The organism is Paenibacillus sp. sgz302164 (assembly GCF_056120505.1).
In genome coordinates this window covers 175239-194256 of sequence record NZ_JBVYOL010000008.1, presented here as the reverse complement: position 1 = coordinate 194256, position 19018 = coordinate 175239, and the positions used below count along the sequence as shown (strand labels likewise).

Here is a 19018-nt window from a genome sequence, read left to right as displayed (position 1 = left end):
ATCGGCCGCCTGATATTCCAATAATCCTATCTAGCTTATACCGATATAAACCGTATTCCCCTTGAGCTGAACGGGATACGTCTTGACTTGTCCCGTGTCGGGCAGCTGCACTTCTCCGGTGAGGAGACTGATCTTGCAATCGCGCAAGGGACAGTAGACGTACTGCCCGCTTACGATGCCTTCGGCCAGCGGACCGCCTTTCTTATGGGCGGTTTTGTTTTCAAGCGCATGCAAAGTGCCGCCGGAGACGTGAAACACTGCGATTTCAACATCCCCTATCCGCACAACCTTGCCGAGATGCAGGGGGAACTCCTCCAGTTCCCCGACCGGATGATAGACGGCAGCCTCTATATCAGATGTGGCTTTCATATCGGTTCCTCCCTTATTTCGCCAAAATTTGTTCGTACAGCTGGTGCCTGAGCTCTTCCCCGTCGATAACTTCCTTCCACGGATCTTGCAGCCCGGCCAGCGCCAGTTCGATGCGGTCCACAAGCTTCCGGCGGTTTTCCTTGTTCTCGACAATTTCCCGGACAACCGTATCCAGGCCGATCCGTTCGATCCAATCGGACGTGCGCTCCCCGTAATTTCCGGTTTCCCGGTAATATTGAATGAAAGCTCCCGCAAGCTCAATCAGCTCTTCGTCCGTCTTCACCTTGCAGAGCAGGTCCGCGCCCCTTAATTTCACACCGCCGTTGCCGCCGACATAAATCTCCCAACCGCCGTCATTCCCGATAATGCCAAAATCTTTAATTTCCGGCTCGGCACAATTGCGGGGACAGCCGTTGACGGCCATTTTGAATTTGGCCGGCATCCACAGCCGCTCGAATTTTTTCTCCAGCAAAATCCCCATGCCGAGGGAATCCTGGGTGCCAAAGCGGCAAAACGTTGAGCCTACGCATGTTTTTACGGTTCGAATCGACTTGGCGTAAGCGTACCCGGACGGCATATCCAGCTCTCCCCATACGAGCGGGAGATCCTCTTTCTTCACGCCCAGCAGATCGAGCCGTTGGCCGCCGGTCACCTTGACCATTTTCACGGCATATTTGTCCGCGACTTCAGCTATTTTGCGCAGCTGATCCGGCGTCGTGACGCCCCCGTACATTCTGGGGACAACGGAGTAGGTGCCGTCTTTTTGGATATTGGCATGCAGCCTTTCGTTCACGAATCGCGAATCCCGCTCGTCCTCGAAAGCTTCGGGCCATACCATGCCGATGTAATAGTTGATCGCAGGGCGGCATTTCGGGCATCCTTCCGGATTGCTCCAGTCCAGTACGCTCATCACTTCTCTGACGTGGGTCAGCCCTTTATCCCTGATCGCCGCGACAACCTCGTCACGGGTATGGGTCGTGCAAGGACATATCGTTTCCTTGGCGGTGCTGCCTTCATAGCCATCCCCCAGCGTCAGAGCGAGGATGTTTTCCACCATCGGCTTGCAGCCCCCGCAGGACCGGCTGGCTCCGGTGCACGCCTTGATTTCCTCCACCGTGCTTAGTCCTTGCTCCACGATAGCCTGCACGATCATGCCTTTGGTAACCCCGTTGCACCCGCATACGATCTCGTCCGCAGGCATCGCGGCTGCAAAAGCGAGCGGGTCCGCGCTGGCAGCAGCCGAAGTGCCCAGCAAAAGCGCATGAATGTCCTGCGTCATAGGCTCCTGGTCTTTTACCCATTTCAACAGCTGAGCGGACAGGCTGACATCGCCGAACAATACGCCGCCAACGATCCGGTTGTCCTGAAGCAGCACTTTCTTATACGTTTTCTTCCAATGATCCTGCGAACGAATGATGTCCAGTCCGGGACCGTCTTGAAATTCCCCCGCGGAAAATACGTCCACTCCGGAAATTTTCAGCTTGGTCGATACGGTCGATCCGTTATAAGGCTCTACCGCTACCCCGCACAAATGTTTAGCCAGGACAGCGCCCTGCTCAAACAACGGCGCCACCAGACCGTAGCAGATGCCGCGATGCTCATTGCATTCGCCGACAGCGTACACATCCGCGACATTTGTCCGCATGTAATCGTCGACCACAATGCCCCGTCCGACCTGGATGCCGCCATTACGGGCCAGCACCGTATTGGGCACGATTCCCGCGGCCATGACCAAGAATTCGGCTTCCAGTATCGAGCCGTCGTCGAACATAAGCCCTTCTATGCGGGCGTCGCCCAAAATCTCCGCGGTCTTTTTCTTCATCATAAAATGAAGCCCTTGCTCTTCGAGCTCCGCTTTGAGCATGGCCGCCGCCGCGGCATCCAGTTGTCTCTCCATCAAATCCTCGAACAAATGAACGACCGTCACGTGCATGCCCAGTTTAAGCAGCCCTTTGGCCGCTTCGAGACCGAGCAGACCGCCGCCGATGACCGCCGCCTTTTTGAACATTTGCGCCGCTTCCATCATCCTGTTGCAATCCTGGACGTCGCGGAAACCGACAATCCCTTGCTTTTCAATGCCAGGCAGCGGGAGCATCACCGGATTCGATCCGGTGGCCAGGATGAGCTTGTCGTAGGGCTTAATATGCCCGTCGCTCGTATAGAGATATTTGGCCGACGTATTGATTCCCGTCACCTCAACTCCCGTGTACAGTTGAATATGGTTTTGTTCATACCACTCGTAATCGTTAAGAATCATGTCGTCGAATGTTTTGCTTCCCTCCAGCAGGTAAGAAAGCTGTATCCGGTTATAGTTGGGGTGCGGTTCCTTGCCAATGACCGTGATGTCATACATGTCCGGCGCTAATTTGACGATTTGCTCAATCGTGTTAATGCCTGCCATCCCGTTTCCTACAAGCACCAGTTTCGGCCGATTTGTTCCACCGTCCATCGTATCTGCCTCCTCGCGATTTACTCCCTTTCTTTTCAAAACATAGCCGTTTCTATGGACCAATCATAGACCACCGGACGGCCGGAGCGATGTGAAATTTATCACATACATCGGAGAAACAACAAAAAGCCCTGACAAATCAAGGCTTTGATTGTCCGGGCTTCTTAAATTTTGGAGAGCGATCGATAACGCGGGTGCTCTGAAAGAACCGACTGAAACAATTGCGTCACGCCGGGGTGCGGCGACTGCAAGAGCTGCGCTTTATCCTCGCTGTGTTCAACAAGCGCCCCTTTATCCATAACGGCAATGGCATCGGAAATGAAGAACGCGGATTTAACGTCATGCGTGATAAATAGATAAGAAAGGCCGAACGTCGACTTTAAATCGCTCAAAAGTGCCAGTATGTGCGATTGAGTCACCTTATCCAAACTGCTTATCGCTTCGTCAAATACGATCAACTTCGGTTTTAAGGCAATCGCTCTGGCAATATTGATTCTCTGCAGTTGGCCTCCGCTAAATTGATGAGGGCGTTTCTGCATATCGTTCGGGCTTAGCCCGACTCTTTCGAGCAATTCTCCAATGGTTCGTTTGTACTCCTTTGGCGATAAGGCTTCATAATTATCAAGCGGTTCGCCGATAATTTGTTCCGCAGTCATCCGCGGATTTACGGAAGAATAGCAGTCTTGAAACACCGCTTGAAGATCACGGCGAAGCCGTCTGCGGGTAGCTGCGTCCGTGTTATAGAGATCGATTCCTTGAAACAGAACCTGCCCCTTCTGCGGCTTTTCCAGCCCCAGAATCACTTTGCCCAGCGTACTTTTCCCCGCCCCGCTCGTTCCAAGAAGCCCCAGACAATTCCCTTCTTCGATAGCAAGGGAGATGCCGGAAAGAACCGGCGCCTGCCGCTTGCTCCACCGGAACAGCTTGGATTCGGCATAAGTATGAGTAATGTCCTTCACTTGCAGCAAACTCACTTCGTCACCCCTTCCCTTTCCAATGACCTTAAGTCCCCGCTTCCGCATTCATGACAAGACAAACTCCTTGTTATTCTCGTTGATTGGCAGCGTCAGTCTGGCATCAAGCAGCAGTTTCGTATAATCATTCTTCGGGTGATCGAACAGTTCGAACACGTCCGCCTTTTCTACGATCCGTCCTTGCCGCATAACGACTACCTCGTCGGCCATTTCCGATATAACCCCCAGATCGTGGGAGATCAAAAGAATGGCCGTGCCGTATTCCGCGCGGATGCGATCCAATTGGCGCAGCACCTGCATTTGATTGACTGTATCCAGCGCAGTAGTCGGCTCGTCGGCTATAAGCACGGATGGCCGCAAGCACATCGCGACGGCAATCATAACACGCTGCAGCATGCCTCCGCTCAATTGAAAGGGATACCGCCTCATAAGCAGGGCAGGGTCCGGCAAATTCACGTCCTGCAAGGAGGAGACAGCCAGATCGAACGCTTGCTTTTTGCTGAAATCGGTGTGGGTGCGGATCGTTTGCACAAATTGGTCGCCAATCGTAAACACGGGTGAAAAGGCGTTCATCGGATTTTGCATAATAAGAGCAATCTCGCTCCCGCGGATACGCCGCATCTCTTCCTCTTTGAGCCCGTTCAACTCACGGCCGTTTAATTGAATACTGCCTTCCACAATCGTTGTTTTCCGGTCCAGCAGCTGCAAAACAGACAAACTGGTAAGCGATTTGCCGCATCCGCTTTCTCCGACAAGCCCGAGGACGCGGCCCGGCCGCAGCTCGAATTCAATGTTGCGGACAAGGGGAAGCGTCCCTTGCGCCGTCGCAATTTTTACATGCAGGCCGCTTACCTGCAATACATGGTCCGATGCTTTCAATGATCTCATTCCTTTTCAAAACGTCGCTTGACACCAAACCGATCCGACAGAGCTTCGCCCAACAAATTGAACGAAACGACGACAATCAGAATCATGATCCCCGGGTACAGCATTAATTCCGGATTGCTGCGTATAAACGATTTTCCTTCATGAATCATCGCTCCCCACTCTGGTGCAGGCGGCTGAATGCCAAGCCCCAGGAAGGAGAGTGCCGAAATATCCATGATCGCCCACCCCATTTCGAGCGTTCCCACAACGACAATTGGGGGAAGTATGTTGGGGATAATGTGCCGTCTTATAATTTTCCATTGCGAGGACCCGCTTATTTGGGCCGCAGTGATGAAATTCCGCTCCTTCAAGCTGAGCACCATGCCCCGGAACATTCGCGCGTAATACACCCACTGCACCAGCATCATCGCCAAAACGACCTGCGGAAGCCCGGGCCCGAAAATTCCGACCAGCCCCAGAATGAGCACGAGATTCGGAAACGCCATCACCCCTTCGCAGAACCGCATCAGCACATAATCGACCAAACCGCCTTTATAGCCGGCGATCGCTCCGATGAACAGGCCGATTCCCAGCGATGCGATAAAGATCAATGACGCAAAGCCCAGCGAGATGCGGGCGCCGTATAGAAGGCGAGACAGAATGCAGCGGCCCAATTGGTCAGTGCCCAAGGGATAGTCAAGCGAAGGCGGCTTGAGCTTGAGCGCCAAATTGACCTGAACCGGATCATGCGGAGAGATCCATGGAGCCAGAATGGTAACAATAGCGAGAACAAGCAAGAGACCCAGGCATACCAGAGCGGTCTTCTGATTTCTAAGGCCGTTGCGTATACTTGCAATCATAGGCCGGTTCTCCCTTTCTGTGAAATTCGCGGGTCCATCATCATCTGCAGAATGTCCACAATCAGATTGCATACGATGAACAGACAAGCGCTAAGCAGCACGTAGCATTGAATGACCGGTATATCCCTGTTTAAAATCGAGTCGACAAAATAACGGCCGAAGCCGGGCCAGGAAAAAACGACCTCTACAATAATAGTGCCGGAAAGCAGTTTGCCTATGTTCATGCCCAGACCCGTTATCATCGGCGAAATCGCGATTTTCAGCGCGTATTTGCCCATGATGATTTTTTCTTTGATGCCTCTGGTTCTGGCGTATAACACGTACGGCTCCTGCATCTGCTCCAGCATGCTGCTGCGCAGCAGCCGGGTATAAATAGCAACCAGTCCCAAAGCCAGCGTTAACGAAGGCAGAATCAGATGCGCCCATGTCCCTTTTCCCTGCACAGGCAGCAAATCCAGCTTGACGGATAAGAAAAAAACCAATAAGTACCCGAGCCAAAACTGCGGGATGGAGGCGCCGAAGAAAGCAAGCAGCCGGCTGAAATGGTCGATCACGCTGTTTTTGTAAACGGCCGATAAAAAGCCGATAGGCACGCTGATCAGCACGGCCAGACAAATGCTGCTGAAAGCAAGCTGGAGCGTAGCGGGCATCCGGTGCGCGACCTCCTGCCAAACCGGCTCCTTCGTAACATAAGATGTGCCGAAATCAAGTCGGCACATCTTCATAAGGGAATCCGCATATTGAACAAGCAGCGGCCGGTCCAGACCGAAATCATGTCTGACCTGGGCCAGCAGCTCTTCCGTCGGGTGAATGTGGGCTACAGTGAGATAAACTTCAGCCGGATCGACGGGTGAAAGATGGATCAGCACAAAAGAAAGAAGCGTGGCAAAGAGAAAAATGGGAATGACACCAAGGAGCCGCTTCCCGATATAGCTTCGCAAATCATAACCTCCCTGCCGTTTATTTGTTCGCGATGTCGAGCCCGAGGAACGGATTGTCATCCCGATTGGCCGGGAAAGCGAAGCCCTTCACGTCTTTTTGATACACAGCCGTTTTCTTGATATAAGAGATCGGCAGAAATGATGCCTGCTCCTGCAGCGTCTTCAAAATAGAACTGTACAGCTGTTGGCGCTTGCTCTCATCGGTCGAGAGGAAAGCTTCGCTAATTTGCTGATCCAGCTCTTTTTTCATCGGCAAGCTCGAGAGCGACTCCGAGATGCCGAAGCCATTTGTAGCTGCGATATTAATGAAAGAGTGCGGATCATACGGCGCGCCGTAGTTGCTCCAGAAGTACAGATCAAAATCCGCCGCCCGCAGGCGCTTTATTTGTTCGGTGAGCTCCAGGCTCTTAATGTTCAGCTTGACTCCGATGGCTCCCCATTCGGCTTGCAGCGTTTCCGCCATCGGCTTTTGGATCTGATCCGACTTTTCATACAGCAATTCCAGCTCAAGCGGTTTTCCGTCTTTCTCGCGGACAGTTTTCCCGGAAGGCAGCTTCCACCCCGCTTCTTCCAGATAAGCTTTCGCTTTCTCCACATCGTATTCGAACGGCTTAACGTCGATATTGGTATACGGCAAGTTTTTGGCTAAAATATTGTCCGCCTTCTCCTCCAAGCCGGCCGTAATCCCGTCCACCATCGCCTGCTTGTTAAAGCCGTGCTGCAGAGCAAGACGCACACGCAAATCCGAAAGTATATTCTTGCTTGTATTCATAACCAGCTCTCTTGTTGCGATAGGTTCGGAAATACTTGTGTCATACTTCCCGGAAGCTTTAAGCTGCTTGAATGCATCCAGGCTGATAGCGCCCTCTCCGTAGATCAGGTCGAGCTCTTTTTTCTCAAAAGCAAGCACGCGGGTTTCTCCGTCAGGAATAACCTTGATGACCAATTTATTGATTTTCGGCTTGTCTCCCCAGTAATTCGGATTGGGGATAAATTCCGCATATTCGTCTTTTTTATAGTCCGACAGCATCCATGGTCCGGTGCCGACCGGCTTTTTCACACCCTTGGAAGTATCCCCGTCGTCCGGAAAACCGGCTTCGCCGAGAAAACGCACCGGGCGAACGACCGACAGCTCCTGAATGGTCGGATAGTAGGGCTGCTTCAGCGTCATTTTGAATGTGAATTCATCTGCCGCCTCGGTCTTGTCGAGTACGTTCATAAAACCGAGCCAGTTATGATTTTTAATGTTTTTCACGATCGCATCGAAATTTTTCTTGACAATAGCGGCATTAAACGGTGTTCCGTCTGAAAACTTGACATTTTTGCGAAGCTTGAAGGTATATTCTTTCCCATCCTTCGATATATCCCACGACTCCGCCAGTTGAGGCTCTAGTTTGCCTCCTTCTTTGTAGCTGATCAGCGGCTCGTAAATCATCGATTGCGCGATTAATTGCGAAGGATTGTACACATGGGGATTCATCGTGCCTATATCTCTTGGCCATGATACCGATATCGTTTTGTCGGCCCGGACCTCTCCCGCTTCGGAGTTCGGCGCGGAATTCTGTTTGGAGCAGCCAAGAAGCGCAGTTGTTAATATAAGCATCATAAGAAGTAGAGTCCTGCTCTTAGAAGCAAACATATGAAAAAATGGTTCCCCTCTCGATGTAAATTGGTGATAATGATTATCACTATCGATAGTATGTTACAGGAAAAATTTTCTCGTGTCAAGATGGTTTACTTTAGCGGGATCATCTATAATGCAAAAAAAGGGCTGTTTGTTAGAAGCTGCAGACAAACGGCTTGATAGCCGTTAAGGGGAAGGAAGACAATAATCAATGGGGACACTGCGTCCGTTATCGGCAGGTTTTGTTCGAATCTACATACTTGCTTGTCTTTTCTTTACGGCCAATGCCGTTCTTACCGTCATTCTCCCGCTTAAAAGCGAAAAGGAGGGGATCGGACAGGCGGAAATCGGCGTTATGATGGGCGCATACATGCTTTTCTGCCTGTTCCTTCGTCCATGGGCCGGCCAGACCGTTGCCAGATTCGGATCGCTGCGGACCATGCGCGTACTTCTGATTGTACATGCCTGCGGACTTGTACTGTTTACGGTTTTCGGCGCGGAAAGCTATCTTCCGCTTCGGGCGCTGCAAGGAGCCGTTACGGCTTTCTTTTCAATGGCGATGCAAATGGGCATCGTAGAAGCGCTTTCGGACCGGGACCGGGCTCAGGGGGTATCGCTCTATGCCTTGTCCACCATGCTGCCCCAGTTATTCGGTCCGATCGCGGCTTTATACTTATGGGAACACGATCAGATGTCCATAATAGGCATCGCCCTGGTTGCGATCGGCCTTCTGACGTGGCTTTGCGGCGCGTTCATCCCCCTTCCCGCCTCACCGGCGAAAGGTGCTGCGCTAACTTTTACGGATATGGTGAAGTCGGCTTCCCAACTGTGGAGCAATCGCGCTCTGCTCGTTTGCTCCGTCGTCATGCTCGCCGGTTCCATCACCTATGGCGCAACTATGACTTTTTTGCCGCTCTATATGCAAACCATCGGAACAGGCGACGCCGGACTTTATTTAATGATTCAAGCCGCCGTAGTTGTCGCTTGCCGGTTCGCCCTTCGCAAAAAAATTCCGTCCGACGGCCGCTGGAATACCGGGCTGATAGCCGGGCTGCTGTTATCCGCCGCAGCGGGTTCGCAAATACTGGCTATTCTTCAGACAGCAAGCTTTCTTTTATACCTGTCGGCCATCTGCAACGGTATTGCCGTTGCCTTGATTTATCCGACGCTGTTGACTTATCTCACTTTCGTACTGCCGGCGCAGTCCCGCCATGTATTGATCGGCCTTTTCATTTCATCATACGATCTTGGCTTTTCGCTGGGCGGACTCATGATGGGGCCGCTCGCAGAGCGGTTCTCCTATTCCCAAATGTATACTTGCTGTGCCTGGCTAAGTGTTGTCGCTCTTCTAATCGTTATCGGCAACAGGAATAGGATGATCGGACCGAACCACAGCAAACCGGGACTGGCCGAAACAGATCGACAATAAATAGTTTCCCAAATGATTGGGGCCATACCGATCGGCCCCTCTTTTAGCTGTTTTTCACCAAAGCGTCAATGATCATTTTGAAAATAATCAGGTCGTTTTTATAGTCTTCCGGCGTCGTTTTTGGCGTTAAATTTTGTGTGATGACATCGTAAAAATAGTTCAGCTCCAACGTATACGGATCGGTGTAAGTCGGGCGAATGACGGATTCCTTGTACGCTTCGCCTTCCGTTTCGCGCACATGCAGCGTCGTCGGCAGATGGCGGATGTACGGCGTATCGTATTGGACTCTCACCGTTTTGTTGCCCCCATACACTTCCACATGTGCATCGAAGCGGCCCTGCTGGTCGACCCCGGTTTCAAAAGTGACGGAAAATTGATCATAGTCGAAAATAACGCTCAGAAACATGCTGCCGTTGTTCGTCAGCTTCGCTCCTGCGACGCCTTTCGGCATGCCGACCGCTTCCCGCATGGCCGACAGATCATGGCTGGACAAGCCGCACAGAAAGCGGTAGAACCCGAAGTAAGGGGATTCCGGCTCCAGTCCGGTAGCTTCCTTGACGAGCTGCAGCGCCCTCGCTTTTTTATCGTCCGCCGCTCCCTGCGGAAAATCATCGAATGCGGCGACATGGTGCGCCTGCTTGACGAAATAGCTGTTCGGCCCGATAATGTCGCGAACCCGTGCGTACTGGATTTTGTCCAGGCCGCCGATTTCTTTGACAGCCTCTACGAAAGATGCCGCATAGCGTCTCATATAGCCTACGAGAATTTTCACGTTGTTTCTCTGTTGAGCGGCGATGATCGCGTCGGCCTCCGCCTCGGTGAGGCACATCGGCTTTTCGATCAGCACATGCTTCTTATGATCGGCCGCAGCAATGGCGCATTCGGCATGGTATTCATCGCTGTTTAATACGAACACGACGTCAAGATCTTCTTGTTTGACAAGCTCTGAAGAGTCCGTGTACAAGCTTTGCACTCTATATTTTTCGCCGGCATATTTAGCGAGCTTGGGGGAAATATCGCAAAGCGCGGCAATGCGGAACTTCTGCGGCAGCGCCTCCAGCACGGGAAGATGAACCGTCTGCGCAACCTCCCCAAGCCCGATAATCCCAACATTTAAAATTTTTTGTTCCATGTCTGTTTCTCTCCTTTTTATTTTTTGTATGTTCTGAAGGGGCCGTTAGCCTTTGACCGAGCCTGCGGCCGAACCGTAAGCCATATATTTCTGCACGAAAAATAAGAAAATGAGCACCGGCAGCGCCGACAGCGTAGCGGATGCGGTCAGGCCGCCCCAATCCGTCGAATTTTGCTGCATGAACGTCTGCAGCCCAAGCGGCACGGTCATGAGGCTCTCTTTTTTAATAAACACGCTCGCAATCAAGTAATCGTTCCAGGTGAACAGCAGGGAGAAAATCGACACCGCCGCAATGCCCGCTCCCGAAATCGGCGCGACAATCCGGGTGAAGGTGCTTAACCGGCTGCATCCGTCGATCCAGGCGGCCTCCTCGATTTCTTTCGGAATCGTGTCGAAGAAGCCTTTGAACATCAATGTCGAGAACGGGAGCTGGGCCGCCGTATTGATGATTACGAGCGCCGTCAGCGTATTGATCAGATGCAACGACCGGAAAGTTAGAAACAGCGGCAGCAGCACCAAAATGATCGGAAACATCTGCAGCAGCAGAAGCACCGTGGAAAAACCGCCCGACAGCTTCGTTTGGAATCTGGAAATCGCATACCCGGCCAAGGAACCGACGACAATCGTGAACAGCAGCGAGATGCCGGATACGGTCACACTGTTGCCGAATTGGCTCCAAAATTGGGATTTCTCATTGACGAAAATATAGTTTTCCATCGTAAAATGCTGGGGAAACAACTGCTGCGAAGCCATAATCTCCGTGTTGGACTTGAACGAATTCAACATCATGACAAGGATCGGGAGATTGACCAGCAGAGCGGCAACAAGCAGGAACAGGAACACGATGCTGCGAACCACTTTATTCACGCGGACGTCAACCCCCTTTATTGGCCTTTCTTTTCTACGCGCATCAGCAGCCATGCAAGACCCATCAAGACGATCAAACTGAAAATGGCCAAGCTGGAGCCGATGCCTAACGAATCTTTAACGAACGCATATTTGTAACTGATAATCATTAAGTTTTGCGTTGCGTTCAGCGGCCCGCCTCCGGTCAACAGCCACAGCACATCGAAGTCGTTAAAGCTCCAAATGCTCATCAGAATCCAGCAGACGAACGTCACGGTATTGAGCTGGGGCAGCGTAATGTTGAAAAACATGCGCCATTTGCCTGCGCCGTCGATACTTGCGGCTTCGTACAAATCTTTGTTGATCGTCTGCAAAGTGGCGAGCAGCGAAACCATCATGAAAGGGAAGCTGCGCCAAATTTTCACGATAATGACGGAGAAAATCGCCCACTTTTCGGTGCTTAAGAACAGAATCGGCTCAAATCCGAGCGATTTCAGAAATAGATTGACGATCCCGGTCTGGTCCCCGATCATCCAGCGCCAGCCGACCATCGATACGACGGAGGACAGCACCCACGGAACGATCAATGCGACCCGGAAAACACCTCTCCCCGGTATGTCCATATTCAGCAGCAGCGCCAAGACGAGTCCGACGACATAACTTCCGAGCACGCAAAATACGGTAAAATAGGCGCTAAACACGAAAGCCTGCCAAAATTCGCTCATCTGCAAAATTTTGATGTAGTTGTCAAACCCGATGAACGTACCCGCTTTCAGCAGCGAGCCGTTCTTGAAGCTGTACATAATTCCGGATAGAAACGGGTAAATGTTAACTAGCAAAATAAATAAAATCGCCGGGAACAAGAATCGAACTTGCAGCCATCTAACTCCTTGTTCATTGTTCATGAAACCGCCCCTTATTTCATGATTTCCCGCAGCTTCTGATCCGCTTCTTTGAGCGAATCCTGCACCGGTTTGCCGGTTAAAATCTTTTGAACCAACTGCGTCATCGAGCCGTCGCCCTCAATTTGATTCAGCTCCGGGAAGCCGCTGGGGTAAAGATTGCCCGTTGTTTTCACAATCGGCAGGTAGCTGTTGGCGATGACCTTCAGGATCGGATCGTTCTGGAAGTACGGATCTTGAGCAAAAGATTTGCGCGCCGGCAATCCTGCCGATCCTTCGGTGAACAACACTTTGTTGTTGTCCGACCACCATTTCAGGAACTCCTTGGCTTCGTTCGGATGCTTGCTCTGCTTGTAGATCATAATGTTGTTGACCCAACCCAGCGCCTGCTTCTCGCCGTGAGGCCCGGCAATAGGCTCGATAACGCCGATTTTGTCGCCAATTTCCGGCACCGAACCTTTTAAATTCAGGGAATTATAAGTAAATGCGGTAGTTCCGTTAGCAAAATCTTTTGTGATGTTGTCTTTGTTAAATCCGGTGGATGCAGGATTGATGACGCCGTCTTTGACCAAATCGGCCAAATATTGAACCGCTTCGACGTTGCGGTCGCTCAGCAGATTGACTTTTTTGTCCGCCGTGAACAAGCCGCCGCCATTATTCAAAATCACATTAATCAACGTATGAATACCAAGGGTATCGTTGCCGGCGACATCCATGCCGTATTTGCTGTCGCCCGTCAGCTTCTTCAGGTCGGCTCTTAATTCATCCCAGTTTTTCGGCTGAGCGGTGATGCCCGCTTTTTCAAACAGATCTTTGCGGTAAAAAGGCACCCGCACGTCGATCATCCAGGGAAGCGCTACATAGTGGCCGTTATATTTAAGCGCTTCCACGCTGCCCGAAGTAAAATCATCCAGCTTGCCGGATTTTTTCAAATCTTCGATCACGTCGTCGATCGGGAGAATTTGATCGGTATCGGAAAATTGGAAAGCTTGATAGCCCGCTCCCGTGCTGATATCCGGCGGAGACCCCGATGCAATCGCATTGGCAAACGTCTGGTACCAGCTCGCATTCCAGGGAATCGACTGATAACTGACTTTCATATTCGGGTGTTCGGTATTGAATTGCTCGACCAGCTTCTTGGCTGTATCCACATACTTCGCCGGCCCCCAGCCCATATCCCAGAACGTGATTTCAACCGGCTTGGAAGAGCCGCCGGATTGCTGCGCCGTCGCGCCCGGACTCGCTGTCGAAGTTCCTTTATTACCGCCGCAAGCGGCAAGCGATACACTTAGTGCGGCTATCATTGCAATGTTCAAGCTTTGTTTCATCATGCATGTTCACCCCTTCTGATTTTTAAACACACCGATTCCATTCAGCTATCCTTAACATAAAGCGCCTAAAGCGATCCTCGTCTCACCTCCCCAATTATTAAAACCCATAATCAACCTCTTTCTTCAAACCCAAATTGTAAACGTTTAGATTTTTAGTGCCATCTTGCCCTTTAAATTCGAAGCTTTTAGTTCTCCTTTCACGATAATAACAGCCCTAATTGTGCTGCCTCCAGCTGAAAGTAACCGTTTTCATTTCATTGTTTAGAAAAAATTTAATCTTTAAAAATAACAAAATCATTAATATGATTAAAAATAAACTGCAAAAACCAAATTACAAACACTTAAAATCCAAAATTTAATGTAAACGTTTAGATTTTATAAAGAGAGAATACCTCGAGTTCTCTCTCTTTGTCAAGATGGAATTTTTGAACCGCAGCTTTGACGGACGATCACCTGCATAGGAAATGTGACTTTCCTTGTTGAAAAGTTTTTTTCCGGGCCTTCTATTTGTTCCAGCAGCATCTGCACAGCGGCATCCACCATCTCGTCGACAGGCTGTTTGACGGTAGTTAATGTCGGCCGGTACAAACTTGCCATACTAATATCGTCAAACCCGACGACTGCAACATGCCGGGGGACTTCCAGGCCGAATTCCTCCATAGCTTTAATTGCCCCGATCGCAATCAAATCGTTTCCGCAAAATAGCGCGGTAAAATCTTTTTTGCTTTCCAGCAGTTGTTTGGCGCATTGATATCCGTACTGGCTAAAATGATGAATGAGGCTCCCTCTGCCTCCCAGAATAATGCTTTCATCCACCGCAATGCGGCTCAGCATTAACGCATTTCGGCAGCCGAGTTCCCGATCGATGCCGTTTGACTCAGCGCCGATATATGCAATTTTAGTATGGCCCAGCCCAATGAGATGCTCAATGGCGTCCATCGCTCCTTTTAGATGGTCGCCGCATACAGCGGTCACGCCGGGCAAAAAAGAATCAAACGAAACTAAAGGAATCCCCTGATCCGTGAATTGCTTCAACAAATGATGCTCTTCGCGCAAATGAAAAAAACCGCCGACAATCAAGCCGTCCACCCGACGCTCAAGAAACGTCCCGAGCATCTGCCCAATAGCATGTTGTCCGCTAAAACTTGTGCCGATAATGAGGGTATACCCCTTTTTCAGCAGTTCTCCTTGAATCAATTCGGCCAAATTGGCCCAATATTCATTGGAAAGCAGCGGTATGATCATACCGACTGTTTTTGTTTTTTTATTGATCATCGTCCTGGCTGCTTGATCGGGCGTGAAGTTCAACTTTTCAACGGCGCGTTGAATCTTTTCTCTCGTTTCCTTTTTGACCTTATCCTTCCCGTTAATGACCCGGGAAACCGTTGCAATCGAGACATTTGCTTCTCTGGCCACATCTTTGATCGTAATTGTCATTTACCTTACACTCCAGTGAAAACGTTTAAATTCAATTTTACATGAAACATTCTTGATGTCAATTCCATTTATGAGACCCGGTGACCGAACCGGCATTCAAAGCGAATAACGATTTTCAAACATCGTATAACGTTATATAAGCTTCGGCTTGAAAGCATATCATTCACTGTTATAATATGGTAAAAACATGATCACAAGCGGTCATGACATTCAAGCGAAGGAGGCTCTAACTGCGCCAATCTTTCATCACTTATCACTAAAGGAGGAATGATTTGATGAAAAGCTTTAGCCCATCCATTGTTATTCATGATGTCTCAAAGCTGCGCACTCCTGAGCAATTGTGGGATCCATACCCCTGGTATCAGGAAATGCTGATGTCCCATCCCGTTTACTTTGACGAGAAGCAGAACGTTTGGAACGTGTTTCGCTATGATGATGTGAACAGAGTCTTGTCAGACTGGTCTGTTTTTTCCAACCGAAGAGACCGCAGCACCAGCCCGATCCCCCCTATCGATACGCGCGTAAATATTAACTCAACCGACCCTCCCGTTCATCGCGATATTCGCGGATTAGTCTCCAAAGCGTTCACGCCGAAGAGCCTGCAGGATTGGAAACCGCGAATCGCAGCGATCGTAAAGGAGTTGATTCAAAACTTCGAGACCAAAGATCAGGTCGATATTGTTAACGAATTCGCCATTCCCCTTCCGGTTACGGTCATCGCAGACCTGCTGGGGGTTCCTTATCAAGACCGGCACTATATCAAAGAATGGTCCGATATTCTCTTTATCCCTAACTCGGAAGAAGAAAAAATGGATCAGCAGAAACAAAAATACGAAGCGATGCAGGCCTTCCACGCGTACTTACACCCTATCGTTCAGGAAAAGCGCAAGCATCCCGCCAATGATATCATCTCCGATTTAACCCTTGCCGAATATGAGGGAGACAGACTTTCGGACGAGGAGATTGTCGTCTTCAGCCTCGGGCTGCTGGCTGCCGGCAACGAAACGACAACCAATCTTATCGCCAACTGCTTCTACAGCTTTTTGTACGATCGGCCAGGGACTTATCGGGAGCTGCGGGAAACCCCCTCCCTTATTCCGAATGCCATAGAGGAAGCGCTGCGTTACCGCTTTCCTATAACTATCGACCGCCAGGTCGTCGCGGATACGGATGTGCTGGGCGTGCCTATGAAAGCCGGGGATATCGTGCTGATCTGGATAGGCGCCGCGAATGTCGATCCCTTGCGCTTCCCCGATCCGTTGACATTTGATATCCACCGGCCGGATAGCAGCAAGCATTTGGCCTTTGGCAAAGGACCGCATTTTTGCCTGGGAGCGCCACTGGCGCGTATGGAAGCTGAGATCGCCTTGACCTTATTTGCGCAAAGTTTCGCCGACATCGGCAAAACGGGCGAGTTTGATGTGCAGCGCGATTTGGTAAAAGGAACGCAGAATCTGGGAAAGCTCATGATCCGGATCGAGCGAGATCCAGCCTTGTAGGCAAACAGCCGGCAGCTCCCAAAAAAGCAATCAGGGGTGCCCCTTACCTGGGCACCCCTGGTTCGCTTATGAATTATAACGTCAATCCGCCATCGACGACTACGATCGAGCCGGTCATATAACTGGAACTGTCGGAAGCCATGAAAGCGACAACCTCTGCCAGTTCCTCCGGTTTGGCGTAACGCCCGATTCTCATGTTCGGGAATTCCTCCGGCACATATCCGCTTTCTTGAAGCTGTGCCGGCACCGAATCCGTCAAAGTTGTCGCAACTCCGCCCGGACAGATTGCATTTACCCGTATTCCTTTCCGCACGTATTCGATGGCGGCGGCTTTGGTTAAGCCGGCCACTCCGTGCTTGCTTGCCGTGTAGGAGGCAAGACTATGCTCCGCGCGTATGGCTGTCGTCGAAGCCGTGTTGATAATATTGCCGTACCCTTGTTGATCCATGACCTGAAGAGCGTACTTCATGCCAAGGAAAACCCCTTTCAGGTTGACATCCAGCACCCGGCTGAATTCCTCTTCGGAGATATCCTGGAACCGGCCGAATTTCTGCAGCATACCGGCATTGTTGAACAGAACGTCGATTTTGCCATACGTATCTACGGTTGTTCGCACATAGTTCTGGACGTCCGAACTTTTGGATACATCCGCCTGTACGAAGATGCCTTCTCCACCCATGCGTTTGACGAGCTCAAGCGTTTCCAGTCCGGTGTTCTCATTATAATCGACGAGAACTACCTTGGCGCCGCCTGCGGCAAGCTTCAAGCTGCTCGCCCGTCCAATCCCGCTCCCGGCTCCGGTCACAATGATAACCTTGCCTTCAAGGTTGGGAGCGGCAGACAGGGCCGGCACTTCGGTTTTCGGCGCCGCTTCGGAAGACGGGCGGTCAAAGGAGAGCTTCGACAAGTCGTCTTTCAGCGCTTGCAGCACTTCTGCCGGAATGTTGACTTGAGGCAATGCCGCCAGTTGATCGAGAGTGAAGGAAGAAGCCATTTGAAAGGCAGGCTCCTTGACAAACTCAGGCAAATGTCTGGTTAATACCGCTACCGCTTCCTCATGATTCAGCAGTTCTCCGATTTTGATGTTCGCGTTGTACGTCATAATACTCTACCTCCTGTATGATGATCTTGCTGTTATCGTTAAAGTTAGAACAAGACAGGAATCTCCTTAAGGCCTCGTATAATCATTCCGGGACGCCATTCCAGTTCATCGCCGGCCGTCTTCAAACGCAGTCCGGGCATTCGGCGAAGCAGCGTGCCGATGGCGATTTCGCCTTCCAACCGGGCCAGAGGAGCGCCGAGGCAGTAATGAATCCCTTTGCCGAAGGCGATATGGTTGTTCGCCTCCCGGGTAATGTCGAAGGTATCCGGCTCCGGGAACTGCTCGGCGTCGCGGTCGGCCGATGCGAAAGAAATAAACAGCATCTCGCCCTTGCGAATATGTTTGCCTCTGAGCTCCACGTCCTCCGTCGCCCATCGGATGTTGCTGACCTCGGCGGGCCCGTTGAAGCGTAAAATTTCTTCGATCGCCGAATGAATAAGCTCAGGCTTGCTTTGCAGCTTCTCCTTCTGTTCCGGATGCTCCAATAAAGCAAGCACGCCGTTCCCGATCAAGTTCACCGTCGTCTCATGACCGGCAATAATAAGCACGAATACGAGCGCATACATCTCATGCTCGGACAGAACATCCCCATCGTCCTCGACGCGAATCAGATCGCTGATCAAATCATTTTGCAGATGGCCGCGTCTTTTGGCAATCAAGTCCTGCAAGTACTCGACGAATGCGAGCATCACGGCATCGCTTTCCTCTTCGAATCGGGAATTGTTAACCCCTTCCATAATCACGTTCGACCAGTCGCGAAATTTATCCTGGTCTTCGATCGGCACGCCCAGCATTTCGCAGATGACAATAATAGGCAGCGGGAATGCGAAATCTTCGATCAGATTCATTTCCCTCTTGGCCTGCACCTTATCGAGAAGCTCATTGCCGATCTCCTCGATACGCCCTCTGAGCCGTTCGATCATCTGCGGCGTAAACGCCTTCTGAATCAGACGCCGCAAGCGGCGATGATCGGAAGGATTCACGCTTATCAGGTTGCGGGAAATAATCTCCTTGTGCGGCGGAACAGCCGCTCCGCCGTTTTCGGCCGCCATATATGGAGAATTCGTCACGAAACGCGCATCATTCAACACTTCCACGGCGTCATCGTATCGGGTGACAATCCATGCGTGATGTCCGTTCGGCATGAGAAAGCGGTACACCGGATCTTGAGCGCGAACTTCGCTGTAGGCAGGATACGGATTGCGAATAAATGGTTCATTCAGAAAATCAATTTTCGACATCAGAGTTTCCCTCCT

Annotated in this window: 16 protein-coding genes; 2 read left to right on the top strand and 14 right to left on the bottom strand. The window is 51.0% G+C overall.

The window, feature by feature from the left end; genetic code table 11:
* Positions 1–30: 30 nt before the first annotated feature.
* From nirD to nikA, 7 genes are all read right to left on the bottom strand, one after another.
* Positions 31–369 (bottom strand): nitrite reductase small subunit NirD, encoded by a 339-nt coding sequence (gene nirD / locus AC0LWT_RS15410; RefSeq protein WP_474682143.1) that lies wholly within the window; start codon positions 367–369, stop codon positions 31–33.
* Positions 370–382: 13 nt separating this feature from the next.
* A complete protein-coding gene (gene nirB / locus AC0LWT_RS15405) occupies positions 383–2818 on the bottom strand; it encodes a nitrite reductase large subunit NirB (RefSeq protein ID WP_474682142.1) in 2436 nt (811 codons plus the stop codon).
* A gap of 164 nt (positions 2819–2982) precedes the next feature.
* Positions 2983–3792, bottom strand: coding sequence for a nickel import ATP-binding protein NikE (gene nikE / locus AC0LWT_RS15400; RefSeq protein ID WP_474682141.1), 810 nt, complete (start codon positions 3790–3792; stop codon positions 2983–2985).
* A gap of 48 nt (positions 3793–3840) precedes the next feature.
* Entirely contained in the window at positions 3841–4671 is an 831-nt protein-coding gene (locus AC0LWT_RS15395) for an ABC transporter ATP-binding protein (protein WP_474682140.1), read from the bottom strand.
* A 5-nt stretch (positions 4672–4676) separates the two neighbouring features.
* Positions 4677–5519, bottom strand: a complete 843-nt coding sequence (nikC, locus tag AC0LWT_RS15390) for a nickel ABC transporter permease subunit NikC (protein WP_474682139.1) — start codon at positions 5517–5519, stop codon at positions 4677–4679.
* Positions 5516–6460 (bottom strand): nickel ABC transporter permease subunit NikB, encoded by a 945-nt coding sequence (gene nikB / locus AC0LWT_RS15385; protein ID WP_474682138.1) that lies wholly within the window; start codon positions 6458–6460, stop codon positions 5516–5518. The genes nikC and nikB overlap by 4 nt, the downstream gene beginning before the upstream one ends.
* 19 nt (positions 6461–6479) lie before the next feature.
* Positions 6480–8099, bottom strand: a complete 1620-nt coding sequence (gene nikA / locus AC0LWT_RS15380) for a nickel ABC transporter substrate-binding protein (RefSeq protein ID WP_474682137.1) — start codon at positions 8097–8099, stop codon at positions 6480–6482.
* Positions 8100–8295: 196 nt separating this feature from the next.
* Here nikA and cntE point away from each other — a divergent pair, with 196 nt between their 5' ends.
* On the top strand, positions 8296–9513 hold the full coding sequence (gene cntE / locus AC0LWT_RS15375) for a staphylopine family metallophore export MFS transporter CntE (RefSeq protein WP_474682136.1): 1218 nt from the start codon (positions 8296–8298) through the stop codon (positions 9511–9513).
* A gap of 43 nt (positions 9514–9556) precedes the next feature.
* On the opposite strand, the gene AC0LWT_RS15370 is transcribed toward cntE, so the two are convergent.
* From AC0LWT_RS15370 to AC0LWT_RS15350, 5 genes are all read right to left on the bottom strand, one after another.
* Positions 9557–10645: a Gfo/Idh/MocA family protein gene (locus AC0LWT_RS15370; RefSeq protein WP_474682135.1), complete on the bottom strand. Its 1089-nt coding sequence runs from the start codon at positions 10643–10645 to the stop codon at positions 9557–9559.
* Positions 10646–10690: 45 nt separating this feature from the next.
* Positions 10691–11512, bottom strand: a complete 822-nt coding sequence (locus tag AC0LWT_RS15365; RefSeq protein WP_474682134.1) for a carbohydrate ABC transporter permease — start codon at positions 11510–11512, stop codon at positions 10691–10693.
* Positions 11513–11529: 17 nt separating this feature from the next.
* Positions 11530–12396, bottom strand: coding sequence for a carbohydrate ABC transporter permease (locus AC0LWT_RS15360; protein WP_474682133.1), 867 nt, complete (start codon positions 12394–12396; stop codon positions 11530–11532).
* A gap of 11 nt (positions 12397–12407) precedes the next feature.
* Entirely contained in the window at positions 12408–13724 is a 1317-nt protein-coding gene (locus tag AC0LWT_RS15355; RefSeq protein WP_474682132.1) for an ABC transporter substrate-binding protein, read from the bottom strand.
* A 411-nt stretch (positions 13725–14135) separates the two neighbouring features.
* Positions 14136–15161 carry a LacI family DNA-binding transcriptional regulator gene (locus AC0LWT_RS15350; RefSeq protein ID WP_474682131.1) on the bottom strand — a complete coding sequence of 342 codons (1026 nt, stop codon included), beginning with the start codon at positions 15159–15161 and terminating at the stop codon, positions 14136–14138.
* A 275-nt stretch (positions 15162–15436) separates the two neighbouring features.
* On the opposite strand from AC0LWT_RS15350, the gene AC0LWT_RS15345 reads away from it, so the two are divergent.
* Positions 15437–16660, top strand: coding sequence for a cytochrome P450 (locus tag AC0LWT_RS15345; RefSeq protein WP_474682130.1), 1224 nt, complete (start codon positions 15437–15439; stop codon positions 16658–16660).
* A 73-nt stretch (positions 16661–16733) separates the two neighbouring features.
* Here the strand turns inward: AC0LWT_RS15345 and AC0LWT_RS15340 are convergent, their stop codons facing one another.
* Both AC0LWT_RS15340 and AC0LWT_RS15335 read right to left on the bottom strand, forming a co-directional pair.
* Complete coding sequence (locus AC0LWT_RS15340; protein WP_474682274.1) at positions 16734–17504, bottom strand: SDR family NAD(P)-dependent oxidoreductase; 771 nt, start codon at positions 17502–17504, stop codon at positions 16734–16736.
* Between the two features lie 302 nt (positions 17505–17806).
* Entirely contained in the window at positions 17807–19003 is a 1197-nt protein-coding gene (locus AC0LWT_RS15335) for a cytochrome P450 family protein (protein WP_474682129.1), read from the bottom strand.
* Positions 19004–19018: the final 15 nt, after the last annotated feature.